A 20,396-nucleotide genomic window follows, 5' to 3' on the forward strand; every position below is an offset into this window, starting at 1 on the left:
AGAGTATTGAAATACGGTATTATGCTGACGTTTTTTGCCCTGACATCTGCGGCCATGGCACAAGAGATCAGTCCCGAAAGAAAACAAGCTATAGATTCACTGGCGTTGGAGAAAGTTCGCGACCTGAGTAAATACATCAGCATCATAGGCGATAAAGAAACACCATTCTCAGAAGCCCAACGCGTGATGGATCGTGCAGAAGAGTTGTTTGCACCTGACAGTGAGATGGGTGTGTCATCTCTTTCAAGAGACGAAATAAATTACTACAAAGTCCGTGAGTATTTTGAACGGCTAATAGCTTTGAATTATGATAAAGTAAATATCAAGTGGTATGATATTCACTACATCAGCGACCTGGAAAGACAGCCGGATGGCAAGTACGTCGGGGTAGTGACTGTTTACCAACGCTTTGAGGGATCATCGGATGATGAGCTCACTTACAAGGACACCACCAAAAAGGACATTACCATTTATGTGGAGAGAAAAAAGACACAGATACAAGGTCGAACCATTGCTTTTTGGGATGTATTGTTAGGCGATATTCGTGTAACGGAGACATCCGCATAACCAGATGCAGAAATTCATCGTATTCGTTTTCCTTCTGGGTACTTTCAGTTTCCGGGTCAGTGCACAGCTAGTCACTGACCTGGAAGATGAGTCAAAGTTATATGCACAAACCAAGCAGGTAGGGCAGTTTTTCAGAAGGTTCAACGGGGAAGAAGATGAAAACGGAGACAGGTACTATCCGAAAGATAAAAAGTACAGAAGCCAGAAGCTGAGGAAATCTTATCTGGGCCTTTTATTTGACAGGGAAAATACCTCTATCAAAAATGAGCTGAAGGTGGCTTTTGCTAAAGAAATGCTGGATAAAGATCAGCCCCGGTACCTGGATTTTCATGGAGGTCAATGGTATGCAGAGGTGAATGCGTTATTCAGGAATAGTGGGAAAAAAGAGATTTTTACCCTATTTATGAAATTGGAAAAAGACCGCCTTGGGTCAAAATGGGTCATTGAAGGGGTAGCTGGGGAGCGTTATGACAGGCATTTTGAAAAAGCTGAAAAGGGAAGTAAGCAATTTCTACACCCCATGAGTCATGAGTTGTCCTTCATGAATTTGCGTAAGGCCTTTGATGAGCCTGATAGTATTTCAGAGTATACCACATCCACATTTGAGCCGGATTATCTGACCTTGTTTATTTATGAATTGGAACTGGGCAAAATGAAGTTTGAGACTGTACAACATGTGAAATTTCATTTCTTTCAATTGGATAACTGGTATTTTGAACTGTCGAATTTTAATCGCCCGGGATACAATACCGGCTGGTTGATATCAAATTTGGTACAAGTGAATGAAGAGACCTCTGAAAGGCTAAAAAAACACCTGTTTTATGAGCAATAAGATCATATCCTTTTGTTGTTGGCTAAGTCTCATTCCATGGGTGGCATTTGCTCAACCCACTGAAGATGAAATAGCTACTTATGAAGGGGAGGCCAGGGAGATGGTGGGTTTTCTGGGATACATGATGAATACCATGGGAAACCCGAATACTTCTGCGCGTGATAAAGAAGTAATTGTTTCGCAAAGTTTCAAAAAAATATTCAGAGATGGTGAAGTTCAGATCCAGGATGATCTGGATGAAGCGCGTAATGTTATCACCAATAAAGACGTTACGGCTTACTTAAAGGACATCGACTTTTTTTTCAGATCGGCCAATTTTGAAATTAACGTAGAGGACATTCAAAATGAAACGACCACGGAAGGAGGTTTGTTTTTCAAGATAACTGCCAGCAGGAGATTATCTGCCATTAGCATCAATGGAGATTCCGTTAATAACACGCAACCCCGTTTCATTGAGATCAACGTAGATCCTGAAAATAAGGAATTAAAAATAGTGAGCATGTATACACGTGCTTATGACAGGACCAAATATCTGACCACCTGGTGGAAGGAGCTTTCATACGAGTGGCGCTCTCTTTTTAAAAAGGAGTTAAACCTGATATCAGATAGTCTGACGCCTTCACAAATCAATAAAGTTGTGGGTATAGCATCCCTGGATCTTTCGGGGAACAGATACATAAACTCCATAGCGCCATTAAGTGAGTTGACAGATTTAAAAAACCTCAACCTTCAGGGCACTAATATTAAAGACCTTTCTCCGTTACGAAACCTGAACCACCTTACGCACTTGAATGCATCAGGTACCCGGGTAACATTGCTGGAACCTTTGAAATATGCCGGCCGTTTGCGTGAACTTAACCTGAAAAATACTCAAATAGATACTTTAAGGGCATTGGCCAGGTTAAGCCAACTGGAATATCTGGATATTAGCCGTAGTGCTGTAAATTCCTTGCAAGACCTCTCCGAACTGACCAAATTGAACCGATTGGATATATCCGGTACGAGGGTGAATGACCTGACCGGTGTGGGACGTATGGCGGATTTGAAAGAGTTCAGAATAAATTCAACTACCGTGGCGGAGTTGGGCCCATTGGCAGGCTTGCAACAACTTACTGCACTGCATATGGATTCCACCCTCGTAAACGATCTAACCCCTTTGAAAGAGTCGAAGGCGCTGGAGATCCTGAGCATCAATAGTTGCAACGTTACCAGCCTTGATCCTCTGAATGGACTTGAGGCATTACGAAAGATCTATTGTGACCGTACCGGTATTAATCATCAAATGGCAAAGAGCTTCATGGATGCCCATAATGGAGTGATTGTGGTGTATGATTCTGAAGACCTGTTGACATGGTGGTCTGCCCTTCCTGAAGTTTGGCAATCTATATTCAATGCGTCCACAGGCATAAACACTTCTCCCTCAAAAGAGGAGCTGGCTAAAGTGGTGTTTATAGACTCTTTGAACATATCCGGACGAAAAGTATTTTCCCTTGATCCGATTATTAACCTGGACAAATTACGTTACCTCAATGCCAGTAATACCTCCGTATCACGCCTTGAACCTCTTACACAACTGAGTGAACTGACTTACCTGGACCTGAGTAGTACGGATGTTGAAAGCGTAGATGACCTGGCACGTCTTGATGGCTTGGAAACCTTGATCATTCAGGATACTTATGTAGATAATTTACAGTCACTGCATGCTTTGGCTAAACTGACATTCCTGGATTTGAACGATACCCAAATTTCAGAAGAGGATATCATTGATTACCTGGAGACTCATTCGAAAAGCCTTGTGCTGTATAAAACAGAACATCTCACAGGGTGGTGGCAAGGATTGAACAGTTTGTGGAAAAGTGTACTTGGTACGGCTATTAGTGCTATTGACTCACCCTCGGCGATTGAACTTCATCAGGCAGCGCAAGTGAAAAGCCTTGAATTTGAAAATGTAGCGGTACAGGACCTTAGTCCTTTGCAAGAGCTTATGCTTCTGAAAGACCTGGCCTTGTCAGGTACACGAGTGACGTCCCTGTCCCCTCTAAACACGCTGGATAAATTAAGGCGATTAAAAGTAAATAAGACCCCGATAGTGGACCTAAGTCCAATTGCTGATCTTAAATTAACTGATCTGGATGTATCAAATACAGGGGTAGTAACCCTGGAACCATTACAGGATATGATCAGTCTCAATGCTATTAATTGTTCGGGTACTCCTTTAAAACGTCTGAGAGGGCTTGAAAACCTGTCAGATCTCCAGTCGTTGGATTGTTCAAATACTGCAGTTAAAAAGCTGGATGAGGTAAAATACTTAAACCTTAAGGCCCTTTCCTGCTTTAATACTAAGATCTCAGATAGCCGGTTAGATAGTTACAGGGAGGAAAACCCTGATTGTAAAATCACTTTTTACTGATCATGATGGCAGTATCAATCGTTGTGGCAATTCTTCCATTTTTTCGCACCCCAGTTGTTCCATCACTTGCTGAAGTTGCATTTTCAATAACTCCATAGTATGGTTTCCGCCTTCATTACCTAATGCACCCACACCATACATAAATGGACGGCCCAGAAAAACAAACTTGGCGCCGCTGGCAATACAACGTGCGATGTCAGGCCCTGATCTGACACCACCATCCATCATGACTGTCATTTTATCTTCGAATGATTTTGCCAGGTGCCCCAAAGGCTTAATCGTAGACTGACCTGCATCTAACTGTCTGCCCCCGTGGTTAGACACAATTATACCGTCCGCACCAAGTAAAAGCGCTTTTTGTGCATCCATTTCATTTACCACTCCCTTAATTACCAGTTTGCCTTTCCAACGGTCTCTTAACCCTTTGATTTTTTCTTCATTCAGGCGCCCGTTGAATGTTTTATTCATAAACTGTCCCAGCTGGCTCATATTCATATTTTTGGGCATATAAGGAAGTAAGGTAGTAAACTCTGGTTTACCATGATACAGCGTTTTTAAAGCCCATATTGGTTTGGCCAATATTTGAAGCACATTACGTAAAGACATGCTGGGTGGCATTGAAAGTCCGTTTCTAATGTCTTTGTAACGTATTCCAAAGCTCGGTGTATCTGCCAGGGCCACTAATACATCACACCCGGCATCGCTCGCTCTTTTTAGTAATTTATCTCTTAAGCTGTCTTCAGCCGGATGATACAGCTGAAACCAGAATTTCCCTTCTGTTAGGTCACTGATCCGTTCGATACTTGCGGTAGTGACGGTGCTTAAAATAAAAGGAACGTTGTATGCTAATGCGGCTTTAGCCAGTATTTCCGGAGAATTAGGCCAGATCAGCCCCTGTAAACCAATGGGAGAGATGCCAAAAGGTGCATTATATTCATGACCAAATAGCTCTGTGCTCAAGTCAGCCTTGTCAAAGTCTTTTAAGTATTGAGGCATGAGCTCTACCTGCTGAATATCAGATTTATTTCTGGCCAGATTAATTTCTTCATTGGCTCCTCCGGTAAGGTAATCAAAGGCGAATGTTGGAATATTTCTGCTTGCCTTCTTTTTTAAGTCTTGTATGGATGGATAGTTCGGGTTGAACATGGGTGGTAGCGTTTAATGATCTGGTGCTCGCCTGTCAGGTACGATGTTAATAAACTAACAGGTTCATGGCTTACATCTTTTATGTCTTACTCTTGCATATCATCCGGAGCAGGAAAATCAGGATTAAGATAAAAAGAAAGATTATTTTTTGCTTCCTGCTGTATCCTGTTCGACTCAGAGAGTATACCGCTCGGTCTTTATCAGGCACAATGGTCCTGGGGGTCAGATGAGCTGACAGTTAAAGGTTCTTCCTCCTTTTTGGGTCAGGAAGAACCTGGAAGGAATTCTGCGGGTACTTACGTTAAGTCAGCTTCATTATAAAATAAGAGGTTTCCCTTACTTCGTTTTACCCGCGAACTCTTACAGGATTTTTAACTACAGAGTTTAATAAATCTGTGAGATGATAAAAAGAAGCTTTAACGAGTAATTAAGCCCCTTTTTCTAAGTGATACACTGATATGTCTATTTAAGATTTACACTAAGGAGCGGACCGCGATTAATTCCAACATTTGTTATGCAATTAGTTCTTACATAGAAACTAATTCTTAATCAATCACAAGTCTGATGCTACCGGACAATCACGACAAAAGTTAAATAACACAAAAATGGCAGAATTTGATCACGAAATAGCCTCTCTTCACGGAACGTTGCAATTGTTTACAAAGCGATTCACTAACAATCAGGAGGAATCAGAAGACCTAATCCAGGATACTATCTTAAAAGCGCTTACCTATAGAGATAAATTCAAACAAAATACGAATCTCAAAGGGTGGCTTTACACCATAATGCGTAATGTGTTTATCAATAACTACCGTAAAATGCAAAGGGCACGTACTACTTTGGATGATACGAAAGATTCCTATTACCTTCATGTACCGGATACACATACATTCTCCACGCCGGATGGGAGTTATGAGTATAAGGACATAACAAAATGTGTGAATGAGATCAGGGCAGATCTCCTTGTGCCCTTCAAACTGCGGACAGAAGGTTATAAATACCATGAAATAGCCGATAAACTCAATGTACCTATCGGCACGGTGAAAAACAGGATATTCCATGCCCGGAAAGAGATCCAGAAGAAATTAGTGGCCTATTCTTGTTGAATTACAAGCACTGCAAAAATGATGGTCAAAAGATTGGATGGCTGACTTTTCAATGGCTTATGATCAGTTCATGTCTTTAGCAAAGGTATTCTTTGATTTAAAATCAAACGGAAATGCAATCAATCACCTGGTTTATTCAGTAGTGTGATGTGATAAGAAATTGGAATTTATTGAATTGCTTTTTTAAGAAGATAAAGATCATAACCCATATCGATCTTGTGATACACCTGAAAGCCAAAAGAGCTATACCAGGGCAGGTTTCTATTTACTGACGTTTCTAAATAAAAGGGTAGTGAACTGTCGGAGTAGTGTTTTATGATCTGTTGGAGCAACAGGCTTCCTACACCTTTCTGTTGTTGGTCCGGGTCAACACCAATGAACCAGATATAAACATAGGAATAATCCGTATAATATTGTTTTATTTGTTTTTCTCTACCCATAACTTTTAAGACCCGACGAATTCCAATCGCCTTTATAGCCAGGCGTAAATCCAGTAAGACTGATCTCAAAGTAGTTTTCTTTTGGTCTGAAAGCAGGATCATCGCTGCTGCACTGCGGTCTTCCGAGATCCATACCTCACCGAAAAGCATACATACATCAAAAGAATAAGAAATCAGCTCCTCTATTCTTTTTTCACGGAGGTGGTCTTGTTTAATCACATCATTGACACTAGGGTTTTGATGGAATGACCGGCTGATGATATCCAGGACGAGTGCTTTGTTGGAGAGTGTGGCTTTATTCATTGAATTATTGACAGAAATTAAAGCGAATCTAAATCTAATGTGGAAGCTTGGGAGCCAGTAATCGAATTTATGAGAACTTTACTTACAATTAAAATCATGGGTAATACCCATCCAATAATCAAACCCTTCCTGGCTTTTTAGTCCTTCAGAACCTATAAGTAACCAGTCTTTCATGTTGGTTTTACCTTTCATTTCAAATCGTCGGGCGCCTTCCTTTTTCAATAGCTCTTCTGTCACGTTTTTATCACAACGGACCATGAGGTCATTGTCCTGAATCCGGGCGTATAGTTTTCTATCCTTCATGAAAGTCAAACCACCCATTTTTTCTTTTTCGACCACACCGGAAATGCCTTTGAGTTTTGTTTTTACTCTTTCTGCCAATTCTTTATTGTAAGCCATGTTGTTTCTGTATTAATAGAAAGTAACAAAAATATGTTCGGTAATAAAACAGGTACAGATGCATTACATTATTTACACCACCTATATTTTGTTCGGATTGTTCCGGTTAAGTATGGTGAAGCTTAAAACTAAACTAAGTAAATCTTATAGTATAGTGTTGAGCCATTACTCATTCAATTTATGAACTTTACAAGAAATGTTCACTTATGCTATTTCAAAGTATTAACCCTAATGATCTTTCAGTAGTTGCCGAACATGAAACCATGACTGATCATCAGATACAGCAGGTACTGGAACTTTCTGAAAAAGCCTTTAAACACTGGCGTAGAACGAGGTTTACAGAGCGGGCTGTTTTAATGAATAAAGTAGCAGATCTGCTTCGTGAGCAAAAAGAAACACATGCCGGCCACATTACTACCGAAATGGGGAAAGTATGGCAGGAATCAATGGCTGAAGTGGAAAAATCTGCTCAACACTGCAATTACTATGCTCAAAATGCAGAGCAATTTCTCCGGGAAGAATTCATTCAAAGTGAAATAAAAAGATCTTCTGTAGTTTTTGATCCTATAGGATGTGTGTTTGCCATCATGCCGTGGAATTTCCCCTATTGGCAGGTGTTCAGGTATGCGGCAAAGGCACTTATGGCAGGGAATGTGACTATCTTAAAACATGCTCCTAATGTATGTGACTGTGCTAAGGCTATTGCAGGTCTTTTCAAAGAAGCAGGTTTTCCGGAAGGCGTTTTTCAAACAGTTATTATAGACATTCCAAAAGTGGAGGCGATTGTGGCGTCAGATGTAATACAAGGAGTAACCTTTACCGGAAGTGAAATGGCAGGAACCTCTGTAGGCGCCTTTGCCGGGAAATATATTAAAAAATCAGTACTTGAATTGGGAGGATCAGATGCTTTGCTGGTATTGGAAGATGCAGACGTGTCTCGTGCAGCACAAGTGGCTGTCCAGTCCAGAATGTTGAATGCCGGGCAGGCCTGTAATATTGCCAAACGGTTCATTGTAGAAGAAAAAGTGGCGGATACCTTCTTGACTGAGATCATCCAAAACATCCGTCAACTCAAACAGGGTGATCCAATGAAGGAGGAGACGGATATAGGCCCTGTGGCGCGTATTGACCTGGCCGAGAAATTAATGGGCCAGATAAGTGACTCCGTCGATCAGGGAGCCCGGTTGGTGGTAGGAGGTAATCAGGACCAGTGCCATATTCAACCATCATTGTTGGTGAATGTTCAACCCGGAGTAACGGCGTTCGATGAAGAATTATTTGGCCCCGTTGCTGCCATGACCATCGTTAAGAGCGAGCAGGAAGCTATTACCATGGCGAATCATCACAGGTACGGGCTGGATGCGTCTATCTGGACTAGAGACCTGGACAAAGCTGCTCATATAGCACGCCGACTTGATGTAGGAGGTGTATTCGTAAATACCCATTCCAGGTCGGACTCACGTTTCCCTTTCGGAGGGGTAAAGAAATCAGGTTATGGACGGGAGTTATCCGTTTACGGGCTGAAAGAGTTTGTGAATATTAAGACCTTGATCATAGAATCTTAGTCCGGATTGGGTACTTCTCCGGATGGGTAAAATGATGGCAGCTTGAGGCATCGTCAGGGATAAGATAATTGCTAAAGGGTGGACAAGTAATAAGCACCTTTAGAAACATATTCAGTATCCGGATCAAGGTCAGTGACTTCGACCCATCCTTTACTTTTTGAACCGGTTTTTATCTCAACAGGTTTAAGCTGATATCCTTCTGTATCTTTTGACATCACAGCATAAATAAACACCTTATCGTCGATGGATATAAGGGACTGCTCCTCTACCGCGGCCACTTCCTTCCGTTCCGTAGTGATTTCAGCTTCTATATAAGCACCAATTTTGAATGACTCATTGTCACCATTGACATGTGCGTGTACTCTTACGTAACGTTCGGCATCATCAATGATAGTACTTACGAGGTAAACGGCCCCCAGGTAGGTTTGCTCACTTAGCTGAGGAATGGCAAATTGAACTTGCTGATCAATAGAAACTTTATTCATATCACTTTCAAATATCTTGAGCTCCGCATGTAAATGATCGCTGCTGATGATTTGGAATAAAGGTTTCGAAGGTTCCACCTGTTTACCGATGACCGTATGTATTTCAGAAACCTCACCCTCTATTGGGGCTGTGATGTATAAGTGGCCCGATATCTTTCCGTTATTCAGGTCATCTAAATTGACTCCCAGAAGATTCAGTGTTTTGCCGGTGGCGTCTAATTTAGTCTTAGAGGAAAGATATTCAGCCTCGGACTTCAGTAGATCTTTCTTCGCGTTGATCTTTTCCTCTGACAGCATTTTGTTACGTTCATAAGTAGCTTGAATGTAGCTGAATTGGCTCTTGAGTTCCGTATACTCTTGTTGAAGCCTTAAAAACTCCGGTGAGCTTATCACCGCAAGTACTTGTCCTTTCGTCACCTTTTCACCTACCAGTACCTTGATGCTACTCACATACCCGGTTACAAATGTGCTGACTTCAGCTTTTTGGTTCGGAGGTGCTTCCAGGTATCCGTTTGCATGGACCGTTTGGGTCAGTACCTGTTGTTTTACCACACTGGTCTCAAGTTCTGTTATTTTTACCTGTTCCATACTTAAAGTGATCATATCATTATCATCGTTTTTCACTTCGTTTTTGGCCGGTTGTTCCTGGGTGCAGGATATCAGGGCGGTGAAAATAAGTAAGATTATTGTTCTCAATAGTTTCATGGTCTGGGGTTTTATTCTATGGTCAAATAGTTGAGGTCAAGGACCAGCTGATTGTATGTATTCAGTTGATCCAGGTAGGATAGCTTTATTCGTTGTACGTTTTCCATACTTTGTATGAATGTGATAAAGCCCGTTTCTCCCAATGTATATTTTTTACGGGCCATTTCAGCGATTTCTTCTGCCATTGACAGTCCTTCATCTTCGTAGAATTTTAGTTTTGTGAGACTGTTTTGAATTTCATTCGCTCCTCTTTTGTACTCGGATGACAGCCGTAGCTGATAGAGGTCAGACAGGTTTTGATACATAGCGTATTCAACATTTTTAGCCTTGATCCTGGCTTTCTGTGTATGGTAGAATAAAGGGAAACTAACCCCTAGCTGGTAGCCGAAAAGATTTTGTGCATTTTCGTTAATACCTCTGCCCATAAAGTACTCCAGGTTAATGTCAGGCAGTAGCTTATTTCGTTCCAGCTTTACTTCCGACTTTCTGGCCACTAAAATGGCTTGCTGTAACCTGAGACCTGCATGGTTGATCAAAGCGCTGCTCACGTTCTGGCGTGTAAAAGGAAGTTTTTTTACAAATGCGAAAGGAAGGTCCGGTGGTTTATCTAATCGTAGCAGTTGCGTAAATTCTAACTCGGCCGAAGTATACTGTGTGGTGACATCATTTTTTTGCTGGAGGAGACTTACACGATGTGCTTTGGCGTTCAGTACTTCAAGGTAATCGGATTCTCCCAACTCAAACTTTCGATTAACCGCTTGAAGTGAGACCTTAAATAAGCTGTCAAGCTGCTTCAAAACGGTTATTTTCTGTTGGAGAAACTGAAGGCGGTAAAAAAGTTTTGAAACTTGCCGTGTGATCCTGACCTTTTCCAGTTCATAAGATTCTTCACTCACGGATATTCTTTGTGAGGCTAGCTGTCGCTGTGTACTCATTACGGAAGGGAAAGGTATGGACTGTGATATCCCATACACGTTAAGAGGAAACCCGTTTTCAGCAATGTTGTTTTCGTCGTAAGCATGGTAAAAAGATGTTTTTCCCAGGTCAAATGCTGTGCGCTTTAAGAGTTGATTTCGGTCGATATCCAGCTCCAGGGCTTTCAATTTCAGGTTGTTTTCCAGGGCTACAGTAATGGACTCTGTCAAACTCAGCTCAATTTTGGTTTGAGCACTACTAACGGAGGGGATCAAAAAAGCAGCTATCAACAAGAGGAGTGCTATTGACTTTGGTGAAATATTGGAGGGGACTTTTTTAGTTTTGCTCACCCCGAATAACATGTATAGAACGGGAAGTATTACCAGTGTGAGAATCGTGGAAGTAAATAATCCGCCAATAACTACTGTGGCCAAAGGTCTTTGAACTTCAGCTCCGGCAGAGGTAGACACGGCCATGGGAAGAAAACCCAGTGCAGCAGCCGAAGCTGTTAATAATACAGGTCTCAAACGTTGTTTCGCGCCCATCAATATCCTTTCTCTGATATTTGTGATGCCTTCGCCTTCTAATTGAGTGAAAAACTCTATCAATACAATTCCATTGAGTACGGCAATGCCAAACAGCGCTATGAAGCCTACACCGGCAGATATGCTGAAAGGTAGCCCACGTACCCATAACGCCAGGATACCCCCGATGGCCGCCAGTGGAATGGCGGAATACACCAACAAAGCCCGTCGGAACGACCTTAAGGCGAAACGCAGCATAATAAAAATCATAGCCAAAGCTGCAGGAACAGCCAATTGTAATCTTTTTATAGCATTTTGAAGGTTTTCGAATTGCCCGCCATATGTAAGAGAATATCCATAAGGTAGTTTAAATTTATCTTTGACAATTTCCTGAATCTCTTCCACAAGAGAGCTAACATCTCGATTTCTTACATTGATGCCTATTACTATTCGTCGTTTGGTATTGTCACGAGATATTTTGGCGGGCCCTTTTTTATAGTCGATAGTGGCAACTTCCCGCAAAGGGATCTGGCTACCGTTGGGAAGGTCCACATACAGGTCTTTCATATTTTCGATGTCTGTCCGAAAGCGCTCCTGGAATCTGACTACCAGGTCAAAACGTTTTTCGCCCTCATAAATGGCTCCGGCTGTTTCACCCCCAAATGCTAACCGTACCATTCGGTTGAGGTCTGAGGTATTGAGTCCCAGCTGGGCCAGCCGTTTCCGGTCGTATTCTACCGAGATCTGTGGCAGGTCATCCGTCTTTTCTACTATGATATCTGCGGCGCCCTCTACATTATGGATGAGTTGCTTAAGGGTATTGGCATACCTGAAAAGCGTGTCAAGGTCTTCGCCATAAATTTTGATGGCCAGATCAGAGCGTACTCCTGTGATCAACTCGTTAAAACGCATTTCAATAGGCTGTGTAAACTCAAAATCCATACCTGGGATAACAGACATAGCAGATTTCATTTTTCCCGCCAATTCGGCTTTGGAAGAAGCGCTCCTCCATTCACCTTTTGGTTTTAGTTTAATGATCACATCAGTTTCTTCCATTGACATGGGGTCTGTAGGTACCTCAGCGGCGCCTATGCGGGACACGACCTGGTCTACTTCGGGGAAACTGTCCATCAGAATGTTTTCTAATTGGGTCATTAAGTCAATGGTTTTGGAGAGGGAGGTGCCTGTTTTTAATACAGGTTGTACTACATAATCCCCTTCATCCAAAGTGGGGATAAACTCTCCTCCCATGCGTGAAAATATGAACAGGCTTACGGTAAGAAAGATGACTGCCGAACCTAATACGAGCTTATGACGCTTTAAAGCCCATTGGATAACGGGTTTATATATTTTGTATAAAAACGCCATGATCCGGTCTGACACCTTGTCCAATATGCCTTTCTTTCGATGGTCCGATCTGCCACCGATCAATGAACTTACCATCGGCACATAGGTCAGGCAAAGTAACATGGCGCCCAGGAGTGTAAAACCAAAGGAGAGCGCCATAGGGCCAAACATTTTTCCTTCTATTCCTGATAAGGCAAGAATGGGTATGAATACAATAAGAATAATGATCTGACCGAAGATGGCCGGCTCCATTACCTTACTGGCGCTTTCAATGGTGATATTATCTCGGATGGACTGGGTGATTTTTGTCTCATGGATCAATTGACCCTGATTTTTTGAGAACTGGAAGAGGATAAACTCAATAATGATCACGGCGCCATCAATAATAATGCCGAAATCAATGGCACCCAGACTCATTAGGTTAGCGGATATGCCGAATAAATTCATCAAAGAGATCCCGAATAGCAGAGAAAGCGGAATAACAGAGGCAACGATCAATCCCGATCTGAAATTCCCCAGCAGTAACACCAACACGAAGATGACGATGAGAGCGCCTAAGAGCAGGTTTTCAGCTACCGTGTGAGTGGTTTTGTCAATTAATTCAGTACGTTCGAGAAACGGATTGATCGTGATCCCTTCAGGAAGCACCTTTTGAATTTCGTCTACCCGGGCTTTGACATTTTCAATGACCTGTTTGGAATTCGCATTTTTTAGCATCATGATTTGTCCCATTACCTTTTCTCCCTGCCCGTTCCCGGTAATAGCTCCAAATCGTGTGGCATGGCCATACGTTACTTTGGCAACGTCCCTGATCAGTAGCGGTACGTTTCCTGTTGTTTTAACTACGATTTGCTCTATTTCTTCCAGTGATTTTATCAGACCCTCACCACGTACAAAATAAGTTTGCTCGTATTTTTCAATGTATCCACCTCCGGTAACGTCATTATTTTTTTCCAGGGCATTGAAGATTTCGGCTATGGAGATGTTCAATGCTTTAAGTTTTTGCGGGTTAAGCGATACCTCATATTGTTTTAAATATCCTCCCCAGGTATTGACTTCCACTACCCCGGGTATTCCTGAAAGCTGACGTTTTACGACCCAGTCCTGGATGGTCCGAAGATCCATAACGGAGTATTGGGATTGATAAGCGGGTTCTACCTCCAGCACATACTGATAGATTTCGCCTAGTCCCGTGGATATCGGCCCCATTTCAGGGCTGCCGAAGTGAGGGGGGATTTTTTCCCGGGCGGATTTTAGTTTTTCAGCAATGAGTTGACGAGGCAGGTAAGTGCCCATATCATCTTCAAATACAACAGTTACTACGGATAAGCCGAACTTCGAAATGGACCTGATCTCCAACACCCCCGGCAAATTGGCCATTTCCAGTTCTACAGGGTAACTAATGAACTTTTCAACTTCTTCCGTAGCCAGATTCCGTGATGTGGTGATGATCTGTACCTGGTTATTTGTGATATCAGGAACGGCGCCAATGGGGATCTGGAAAATGGAATAGCCCCCCCAGGTTACCAGGCCAATGATCATCAGGGTCACTAATAATTTATTTTTGACACTAAAGGCAATAATTGAGTGAATCATTTTTAACTCGTTAAAAAGTGGGATAATGAGTACGGGTATAGGTACCCGGTAATGGTCAGGCCAATGAAGGCCCTGACATATTCAGAAGATTAACTCAAAGACGGTGGGCCCCTTAACGGAAAGCATTTGTTCGTCCACTTGTCTGTTATGGGGAAATCACAAACGAAATAGGAAGGAGTAGCATCATGTGTTGATAACGTGATGATAGACAGTTGCCCCAGGGCAGGGGGAAATAAATAAATAGTACTGAAGGAGGACGGTTTGAAACTTTCTTTTGCGATTTGAAAATCCTCCAGGTGCCCGTCTCCTAAGTCATTATTTACAATGTCAGAAAGGAACCCTATCCAATCAGGAAGTGGAGATTCATGATCAGGTAAGACACAATCATGATGATGCGGTACAAACTGGTGTACCTGGATCAGAAAAAGCGAAAAGGTAAAAAAAGTAATATGTAGTGCCTTTTTTATCATTTCAAAAATTATCTTTCAGATCTTATCGTCTGAATAAAAATACGGTTTTGACCCGGAAGCTTTAGTGACTTTTGTGCCTCAAAAATATGATTTAAATCGTTTAGACTGTTTCTAAAAAACAGAGCATTCACAGAGTGTTAAAGTACAAAACAGACTGAGTATTTTGTTAGGAGCACTCTGTTTTAATCCAACTATGGATGCTTTTGATTAATGTATGAACAATAAGAAAACCACCCAAACGATCCCCAAAAAATGCCAGAACCTGAAAACGTTGGAAGCAAACCCCAGTGCTTTTGAGTGTATTTGAAAGCGTTTTATACGTGTAAGAACTATTGTGATCAAAATTAGCCCGGCAACAACGTGCACAAAATGGAGAATTGAAAATGGGAACAGAATGTTTCTGAAGGCATCGTTAACGGTCAGTAGTTTTTCCAGCCCTAATAGTTGAATGAGTCCAAACACAATACCCACCCAAAGGCCGAAACCCGTCAACAGAAAAGCTTTTCTGATTTCATTTTTTTTGATGGCCGCCTGTCCAAGAAAGATCGACATGCTGCTACCTGTTACTACTAAAATGTTCCAATAGTATAATTTGGGAATGTTCAATTTCGGCGTTTTTTGAACGAGCCAGATAAACGCCAGCGTTCCAAAAATTAAGATACTTGACAGGATAAAAAGCTCTACGATTTGTCGATGAGCGTTCTGTCTTTTAGACTTCTCCTCTAACCTTGCCGCTATAATTTGACGTTCTCTCATTGCTATACTTCACATTTGCGTTGCGCTGGTCATAGGAAACAAAAAAATGGATCCATAATGACCTGCTAAGTCGAAAGATCATTGGACTAAGTAAAATAGCCAATGTAATAACCCCACCTATGTACCACGCTGTCCCGGCGTTGGGGTGCAATACGTTCAGGGCCACAGATACGGTTGCGAATAAAGCCACTTGCATGGCATAACTTACATACATCGCTCCATCATAGAAACCCGGTTCCATCTGAAATGTTTGACCACAGCAATTGCATGTGTTATTCATTTTAGAGAATTTCTTTAAATTATACGGTCTGGAAGAAAATAATCTTCCCTTTCTGCATTTTGGACAACACTGCGCTAAAACACTTTGAAGATAATTTTTATTGCTCATTCCCGGCTTTAATTATTTTGAGTATTCGTAATTTCTTTTTTCAGTTGAATGAGCCGTTGATTTTCGTAGTCTGTGTTAGACTCAATGGTTTCTGTTAGAGAGACAGTTTGTGGTATGAAATCTTCTTTGGCCCCCGGCTTACTGTAATCATAAGGCCATCGATATACTTCAGGTATATCGCCTTCCCAGTTCCCATGTCCTGGTACTACTTTTTCAGTGGTCCATTCCAGCGAATTGGAGCCCCATGGGTTGGCAGGGGCTTTTTTACCTCTCCAAATGCTGTAAAAGAAATTAAATAAGAAGATCAACTGGGCCGATGCGGTAACAATAGCTGCGACGGATATAAACCAGTTGAGATCAATGAAGTTATTCATGTATTCAAAATTGGTAAAGCTATAGTACCTTCTCGGGTAACCGGCATAGCCCATGTAATGCATTGGAATAAACATAAGGTAAGAACCTGTGAGGGTGATCCAGAAGTGGAGCTTCCCCAGCCCTTCATGCATCATCCTGCCAAACATTTTTGGAAACCAGTGATATACTCCGGCAAAGGTTCCGAAAAAGGCCAGAACACCCATGACCAGGTGAAAGTGCGCTACGACGAAATACGTATCATGCAGGTGAATGTCCAGTGGAGCATTACCTAAAATAATACCGGTGAGCCCACCGGAAATGATGAATGAGATCAGCCCGATAGAAAAAAGCATGGCTGCCGTGAATCGGATATTACCTCCCCAAAGTGTGGTGATGTAGTTGAATACCTTAATGGCAGAAGGAATAGCAATGGCCAGGGTAGTTACCATAAAGGCAGTACCCAGAAATGGATTCATGCCCGAGGTGAACATATGGTGGGCCCAAACTACAAAAGATAAAACTACAATGCCAGCCATGGAAAGGATCATGGCTTTGTACCCGAAAATAGGCTTTCTGGCGTGCGTGGCCACAATTTCAGAGGTAAGCCCCAGGGCAGGAAGGAAGATAATGTATACCTCCGGGTGCCCCAAAAACCAAAATAAATGCTGATATAGCACAGGGCTGCCTCCCATGTTAGGTAGCGCTTCACCGGCTATGTAAATTTCAGACAGGTAAAAACTTGTGCCAAAAGACCGGTCAAAAAAGAGTAGCAATAAGGCGGCAAACAGTACAGGAAAAGATAAGGTGGCGATGACTGCCGTCAAAAACAGAGCCCAGACAGTTAGCGGCATTCTGGCCATAGACATACCCTTGGTTCTGAGGTTAATAACCGTAGTGATATAATTAAGTCCTCCCATAAGCGTAGAGACTATGAAAAGTATAAAACCTATGATGTAGAGGGTCATTCCAAGGCCTGACCCGGAGATGGCCTGAGGTATGGCACTTAGTGGCGGATAAACAGTCCACCCACCCATAGCAGGTCCTGACTCGACAAAAAAGGAAACAAAAAAGAGAACACTTGATAACATGTAAAACCAGAAAGACAACATGTTCATAAAAGGAGAAGCCATATCTCTGGCACCGATTTGCAAAGGGATCAAAAAATTGCTGAACGTTCCACTGAGGCCGGCAGTAAGCACGAGAAACATCATGATCGTGCCGTGCATCGTTACCGTGCCCAAATAAAATCCGGGGTCGAGTTTGCCATCTACGATCCATTTACCGAGGATAGGTTCCAGCCATGCCAGATTTGATTCCGGCATACCTAGTTGTATCCGGATAAGTACAGACAGAAGTCCGCCGATAATGGCCCAGAAAATTCCCATGATCAGGAATTGCTTTCCTATTACCTTGTGGTCTGTACTGAAAATGTATTTTGTCCAGAAATTCAGTGAATGGTCATCGTGCTGATGATGTTCCGGAGTGGGCGCTATTTGTATATCTGCTATTGACATGGTTTTTCTTTGTCTTGTTATTTAGCTACTATCGCAGGGAGTTGTTCTATTCCTGACTTGATCCTGGCTATCTCTTGGAGGTTTTCAGGGATCTTAGCCAGGTATTCGGGGTTCATTTTAAGCCAGGTAAGCTGAGAAGCTTTCCATTCTTCGTAGGCTTCGGGTTCGTCTACCACCACTACCATTCTCATGGCGAAATGACCGGTTCCGCATATTTCCGTGCAGGCCATTTCATAATTAAATTCAGGGTTACCTACCATCTCGCGCATTTCTTCAGTAGTATACTTTGGTGTAAACCAAAAACGAGTGGGCATACCAGGTACAGCATCCATTTTTAACCTGAAATGAGGTAAGAATACGCTGTGGATCACATCTTTGGCAAATATGTTGAGCAGTACTGGTTTGCCTTTGGGCAAATGTATTTCCAGTGGCATAAAGTCGTCAAAAGACGAAGGGTCAGACAGGTCCATACCAAACTGATTGACCGCGTCTGCCAATCGGTAATCGTGACTGCCTAATGTATCATCTGCACCCGGATACCTTACGCCCCAGGCAAATTGATATCCCATTATATTGATCACCTCAGCGTTCTCCGGCGGGGCAGTAGTAATCCGACTCCAAACATTAGTACCCATAAGAATGAGAACAGCAAATACAAGCCCGGGTACTACTGTCCATATCACTTCAAGCTTGTTATTGTGCGGATAGAATCGGGCAAAGGTTCCTTTTTTATACCTGAACCTGTAGGCCGCGTAGAATAAGAGTATATTCAGTAAAGTAAAAGGGATGAGTATTACCCCCATGGCTATGCGAAACAGTTGATCGGTTTCCTCTCCATGCGCAGAGGCTGAGACGGGTAATAGATCAGGGGAAGCGTAAAAAAAGTACCACCAAAATCCAAAGAGAAATAATATGACAAAAATAAGAAGCAACAATGCTGACGTATTATTGTCAGAGGGGACTTCAGATTTAGCAGGTCTCTTTATGATATCTACAAACCTCAATACCTTGAATATGGCGTAGGCAATAGCTATCACAAAAGCAGCGCCGACAATTCCTATAATCTGGATCATGTTTTGAAATGATTTTCGTCACCTCAAAGTTATTCACCAGCTTTCTGTCAGTGTTAGGACAATTTACTGGTCCTTGGGTACATTTGGGAAGGTCTTTCTGTATTCATCGGGGCTCAAGTTCATCTTATTTCTAAAAAAACGAGCGAAATAGGAATTGTCATTGTATCCCAGGTTGTAAGAAATTTCCGAGATACTCTGATCGCTGTGTAAAAGCAATCTTTTAGATTCCAGGACTATCCTTTCCTGTATCAGCTGGCCTACCGTTTTGTTCAACCCTTTTTTGCAAAGACTATTCAGGTGCTTGAGAGAGAGACTCATCATATCGGCATATTCACTGGGCTGTTTATACGTTCTGAAATTTGTATCAATCAGAGATTCAAGCTCCCGGATGCGATACGTTAGGGGTCTCGGGTGTTCATCCCCAATTAAACGATGGTAATGCCTTGAAAGCTTGATCAACAATATATCTAAATAGGCGCGAACAACCTTTTCTCTTCCAAGTTTGGCGGTTTGGTTTTCCCGGTATATTTCATGGATCACCTGCTTCACGATAGGGTCTATCCGGCAATCGAAATAGAGTGCAGGAGACGTATTCATAGTGTGGAAAAATGGAAAATCCAATAACTTTTTTAGCTTATGGTCCATGAGGTAAAAATCCGGTTTGAAAAAGATAGAAAAGCCCTTTACATCGTGTGATAAGTCCCAGGAATGTACCTGTCCGGGTGTCAGAAAGAATATGCTACAGGGCTTTACCTCATAGGTTATAAAATCTATGGTATGAGTGCCTGTCCCCTCAGTTATAAACAGGATATCGTAGAAGTCGTGTCGATGTGGTTGATTGACAAACTCAAATTCATCCACAAGCTCCTCTAATATTTTAATATCAAAATCCAGTTCGTGGGTATTGGCGTCTTGAAACGTAGCGATACAATAGACTGGGAGATGGTTTTCTTTTTTTTGATCCATATATAGTAATCTACTGTCTGTCTATGAAGTCAAGGATCAATCACTTGTTTCGACTTGTAACTTTATGATAGTGAGAGCTTTCTCCATAGGCACGCCTGATGAAACAGAACATATGCTATCATATACGTTACAATAAATAAAAAGTATACTTCCGGAAGATGAATTAATGTGATAATTGTCACATAAAGATGAGAAACAAAAAAGTAACACCAGTACTTGATCGGGAAAATTGTAGTGCCGAAGCCAAAACTTCTTTTATAGTCCCCAATCACTCAAGAGCTGAGGGAACTACTACAGCGGTACTACATAGTGTCCGTAACAGGTATTCTGGATTTTATCAAGAAATGAACTTCTGCTAAAACCCATGTTCTCTGCGACAGGGTCTTTGCAATGACAAAAGCAAGTTGATCCGGAAGTATGGTGTGATGCCCTATCCGTATCATCTTGATTTTTCGATCATCCTTTCCAATGGCACATAACGGTTAGTCGATAATAGGGTCGCCAGTCGGCAAAAACAAGCAAGTGATAATGTGTC

Annotated in this window: 16 protein-coding genes; 5 read left to right on the forward strand and 11 right to left on the reverse strand. The window is 42.1% G+C overall.

The window, feature by feature from the left end; genetic code table 11:
* Nucleotides 1-21: 21 nt before the first annotated feature.
* The 3 genes from FNH22_RS28815 to FNH22_RS28825 are packed head-to-tail and all read left to right on the forward strand — an operon-like array spanning nucleotide 22 to nucleotide 3,809.
* Nucleotides 22-567 carry a hypothetical protein gene (locus tag FNH22_RS28815; RefSeq protein WP_143402024.1) on the forward strand — a complete coding sequence of 182 codons (546 nt, stop codon included), beginning with the start codon at nucleotides 22-24 and terminating at the stop codon, nucleotides 565-567.
* A gap of 4 nt (nucleotides 568-571) precedes the next feature.
* Entirely contained in the window at nucleotides 572-1,399 is an 828-nt protein-coding gene (locus tag FNH22_RS28820; protein ID WP_143401994.1) for a hypothetical protein, read from the forward strand.
* Nucleotides 1,389-3,809, forward strand: coding sequence for a leucine-rich repeat domain-containing protein (locus FNH22_RS28825; protein WP_143401995.1), 2,421 nt, complete (start codon nucleotides 1,389-1,391; stop codon nucleotides 3,807-3,809). Before FNH22_RS28820 ends, FNH22_RS28825 begins: the two co-directional genes overlap by 11 nt.
* Here the strand turns inward: FNH22_RS28825 and FNH22_RS28830 are convergent, their stop codons facing one another.
* Nucleotides 3,810-4,955, reverse strand: a complete 1,146-nt coding sequence (locus tag FNH22_RS28830; RefSeq protein WP_143401996.1) for an alpha-hydroxy acid oxidase — start codon at nucleotides 4,953-4,955, stop codon at nucleotides 3,810-3,812. It abuts the gene before it with no gap.
* A gap of 605 nt (nucleotides 4,956-5,560) precedes the next feature.
* Here FNH22_RS28830 and FNH22_RS28835 point away from each other — a divergent pair.
* Entirely contained in the window at nucleotides 5,561-6,061 is a 501-nt protein-coding gene (locus FNH22_RS28835; protein WP_143401997.1) for an RNA polymerase sigma factor, read from the forward strand.
* Between the two features lie 167 nt (nucleotides 6,062-6,228).
* Here FNH22_RS28835 and FNH22_RS28840 read toward each other — a convergent pair whose 3' ends face one another.
* Together FNH22_RS28840 and FNH22_RS28845 are read right to left on the reverse strand one after the other, a co-directional pair.
* Complete coding sequence (locus FNH22_RS28840; RefSeq protein WP_143401998.1) at nucleotides 6,229-6,804, reverse strand: N-acetyltransferase; 576 nt, start codon at nucleotides 6,802-6,804, stop codon at nucleotides 6,229-6,231.
* Between the two features lie 78 nt (nucleotides 6,805-6,882).
* A complete protein-coding gene (locus FNH22_RS28845) occupies nucleotides 6,883-7,203 on the reverse strand; it encodes a TfoX/Sxy family protein (protein WP_143401999.1) in 321 nt (106 codons plus the stop codon).
* A 206-nt stretch (nucleotides 7,204-7,409) separates the two neighbouring features.
* Here FNH22_RS28845 and FNH22_RS28850 point away from each other — a divergent pair, with 206 nt between their 5' ends.
* Nucleotides 7,410-8,768 (forward strand): NAD-dependent succinate-semialdehyde dehydrogenase, encoded by a 1,359-nt coding sequence (locus tag FNH22_RS28850; protein ID WP_143402000.1) that lies wholly within the window; start codon nucleotides 7,410-7,412, stop codon nucleotides 8,766-8,768.
* 71 nt (nucleotides 8,769-8,839) lie between these two features.
* Here FNH22_RS28850 and FNH22_RS28855 read toward each other — a convergent pair whose 3' ends face one another.
* The 8 genes from FNH22_RS28855 to FNH22_RS28890 form a co-directional block, all read right to left on the reverse strand.
* Nucleotides 8,840-9,958, reverse strand: coding sequence for an efflux RND transporter periplasmic adaptor subunit (locus tag FNH22_RS28855; RefSeq protein ID WP_143402001.1), 1,119 nt, complete (start codon nucleotides 9,956-9,958; stop codon nucleotides 8,840-8,842).
* Nucleotides 9,959-9,969: 11 nt separating this feature from the next.
* Nucleotides 9,970-14,340 carry a CusA/CzcA family heavy metal efflux RND transporter gene (locus FNH22_RS28860; RefSeq protein ID WP_143402002.1) on the reverse strand — a complete coding sequence of 1,457 codons (4,371 nt, stop codon included), beginning with the start codon at nucleotides 14,338-14,340 and terminating at the stop codon, nucleotides 9,970-9,972.
* An 89-nt stretch (nucleotides 14,341-14,429) separates the two neighbouring features.
* Nucleotides 14,430-14,810, reverse strand: coding sequence for a hypothetical protein (locus FNH22_RS28865; protein ID WP_143402003.1), 381 nt, complete (start codon nucleotides 14,808-14,810; stop codon nucleotides 14,430-14,432).
* A 207-nt stretch (nucleotides 14,811-15,017) separates the two neighbouring features.
* Nucleotides 15,018-15,566: a hypothetical protein gene (locus FNH22_RS28870; protein ID WP_143402004.1), complete on the reverse strand. Its 549-nt coding sequence runs from the start codon at nucleotides 15,564-15,566 to the stop codon at nucleotides 15,018-15,020.
* Entirely contained in the window at nucleotides 15,520-15,954 is a 435-nt protein-coding gene (locus FNH22_RS28875; protein WP_143402005.1) for a DUF983 domain-containing protein, read from the reverse strand. Before FNH22_RS28875 ends, FNH22_RS28870 begins: the two co-directional genes overlap by 47 nt.
* Nucleotides 15,955-15,962: 8 nt before the next feature.
* The gene (locus tag FNH22_RS28880; RefSeq protein ID WP_143402006.1) at nucleotides 15,963-17,822 is read right to left on the reverse strand and encodes a cbb3-type cytochrome c oxidase subunit I; all 1,860 of its coding nucleotides are present in this window, start codon (nucleotides 17,820-17,822) and stop codon (nucleotides 15,963-15,965) included.
* Between the two features lie 17 nt (nucleotides 17,823-17,839).
* Nucleotides 17,840-18,895, reverse strand: a complete 1,056-nt coding sequence (locus FNH22_RS28885) for a cytochrome c oxidase subunit II (protein ID WP_143402007.1) — start codon at nucleotides 18,893-18,895, stop codon at nucleotides 17,840-17,842.
* 63 nt (nucleotides 18,896-18,958) lie between these two features.
* Nucleotides 18,959-19,861, reverse strand: a complete 903-nt coding sequence (locus FNH22_RS28890) for a helix-turn-helix domain-containing protein (RefSeq protein ID WP_143402008.1) — start codon at nucleotides 19,859-19,861, stop codon at nucleotides 18,959-18,961.
* Nucleotides 19,862-20,396: the final 535 nt, after the last annotated feature.

It is taken from the genome of Fulvivirga sp. M361 (assembly GCF_007097395.1).
Classification (GTDB): Bacteria; Bacteroidota; Bacteroidia; order Cytophagales; family Cyclobacteriaceae; genus Fulvivirga.

Excerpts from the sequence above, each read along its gene's own strand:
- FNH22_RS28855 (WP_143402001.1), bottom strand. The coding sequence starts at position 9,958 with ATGAAACTATTGAGAACAATAATCTTACTTATTTTCACCGCCCTGATA.
- FNH22_RS28845 (WP_143401999.1), bottom strand. The coding sequence starts at position 7,203 with ATGGCTTACAATAAAGAATTGGCAGAAAGAGTAAAAACAAAACTCAAA.
- FNH22_RS28865 (WP_143402003.1), bottom strand. The coding sequence starts at position 14,810 with ATGATAAAAAAGGCACTACATATTACTTTTTTTACCTTTTCGCTTTTT.
- FNH22_RS28840 (WP_143401998.1), bottom strand. The coding sequence starts at position 6,804 with ATGAATAAAGCCACACTCTCCAACAAAGCACTCGTCCTGGATATCATC.
- FNH22_RS28830 (WP_143401996.1), bottom strand. The coding sequence starts at position 4,955 with ATGTTCAACCCGAACTATCCATCCATACAAGACTTAAAAAAGAAGGCA.
- FNH22_RS28815 (WP_143402024.1), top strand. The coding sequence starts at position 22 with ATGCTGACGTTTTTTGCCCTGACATCTGCGGCCATGGCACAAGAGATC.
- FNH22_RS28880 (WP_143402006.1), bottom strand. The coding sequence starts at position 17,822 with ATGTCAATAGCAGATATACAAATAGCGCCCACTCCGGAACATCATCAG.
- FNH22_RS28890 (WP_143402008.1), bottom strand. The coding sequence starts at position 19,861 with ATGGATCAAAAAAAAGAAAACCATCTCCCAGTCTATTGTATCGCTACG.
- FNH22_RS28820 (WP_143401994.1), top strand. The coding sequence starts at position 572 with ATGCAGAAATTCATCGTATTCGTTTTCCTTCTGGGTACTTTCAGTTTC.
- FNH22_RS28860 (WP_143402002.1), bottom strand. The coding sequence starts at position 14,340 with ATGATTCACTCAATTATTGCCTTTAGTGTCAAAAATAAATTATTAGTG.
- FNH22_RS28875 (WP_143402005.1), bottom strand. The coding sequence starts at position 15,954 with ATGAGCAATAAAAATTATCTTCAAAGTGTTTTAGCGCAGTGTTGTCCA.
- FNH22_RS28825 (WP_143401995.1), top strand. The coding sequence starts at position 1,389 with ATGAGCAATAAGATCATATCCTTTTGTTGTTGGCTAAGTCTCATTCCA.
- FNH22_RS28850 (WP_143402000.1), top strand. The coding sequence starts at position 7,410 with ATGCTATTTCAAAGTATTAACCCTAATGATCTTTCAGTAGTTGCCGAA.
- FNH22_RS28835 (WP_143401997.1), top strand. The coding sequence starts at position 5,561 with ATGGCAGAATTTGATCACGAAATAGCCTCTCTTCACGGAACGTTGCAA.
- FNH22_RS28885 (WP_143402007.1), bottom strand. The coding sequence starts at position 18,895 with ATGATCCAGATTATAGGAATTGTCGGCGCTGCTTTTGTGATAGCTATT.
- FNH22_RS28870 (WP_143402004.1), bottom strand. The coding sequence starts at position 15,566 with ATGAGAGAACGTCAAATTATAGCGGCAAGGTTAGAGGAGAAGTCTAAA.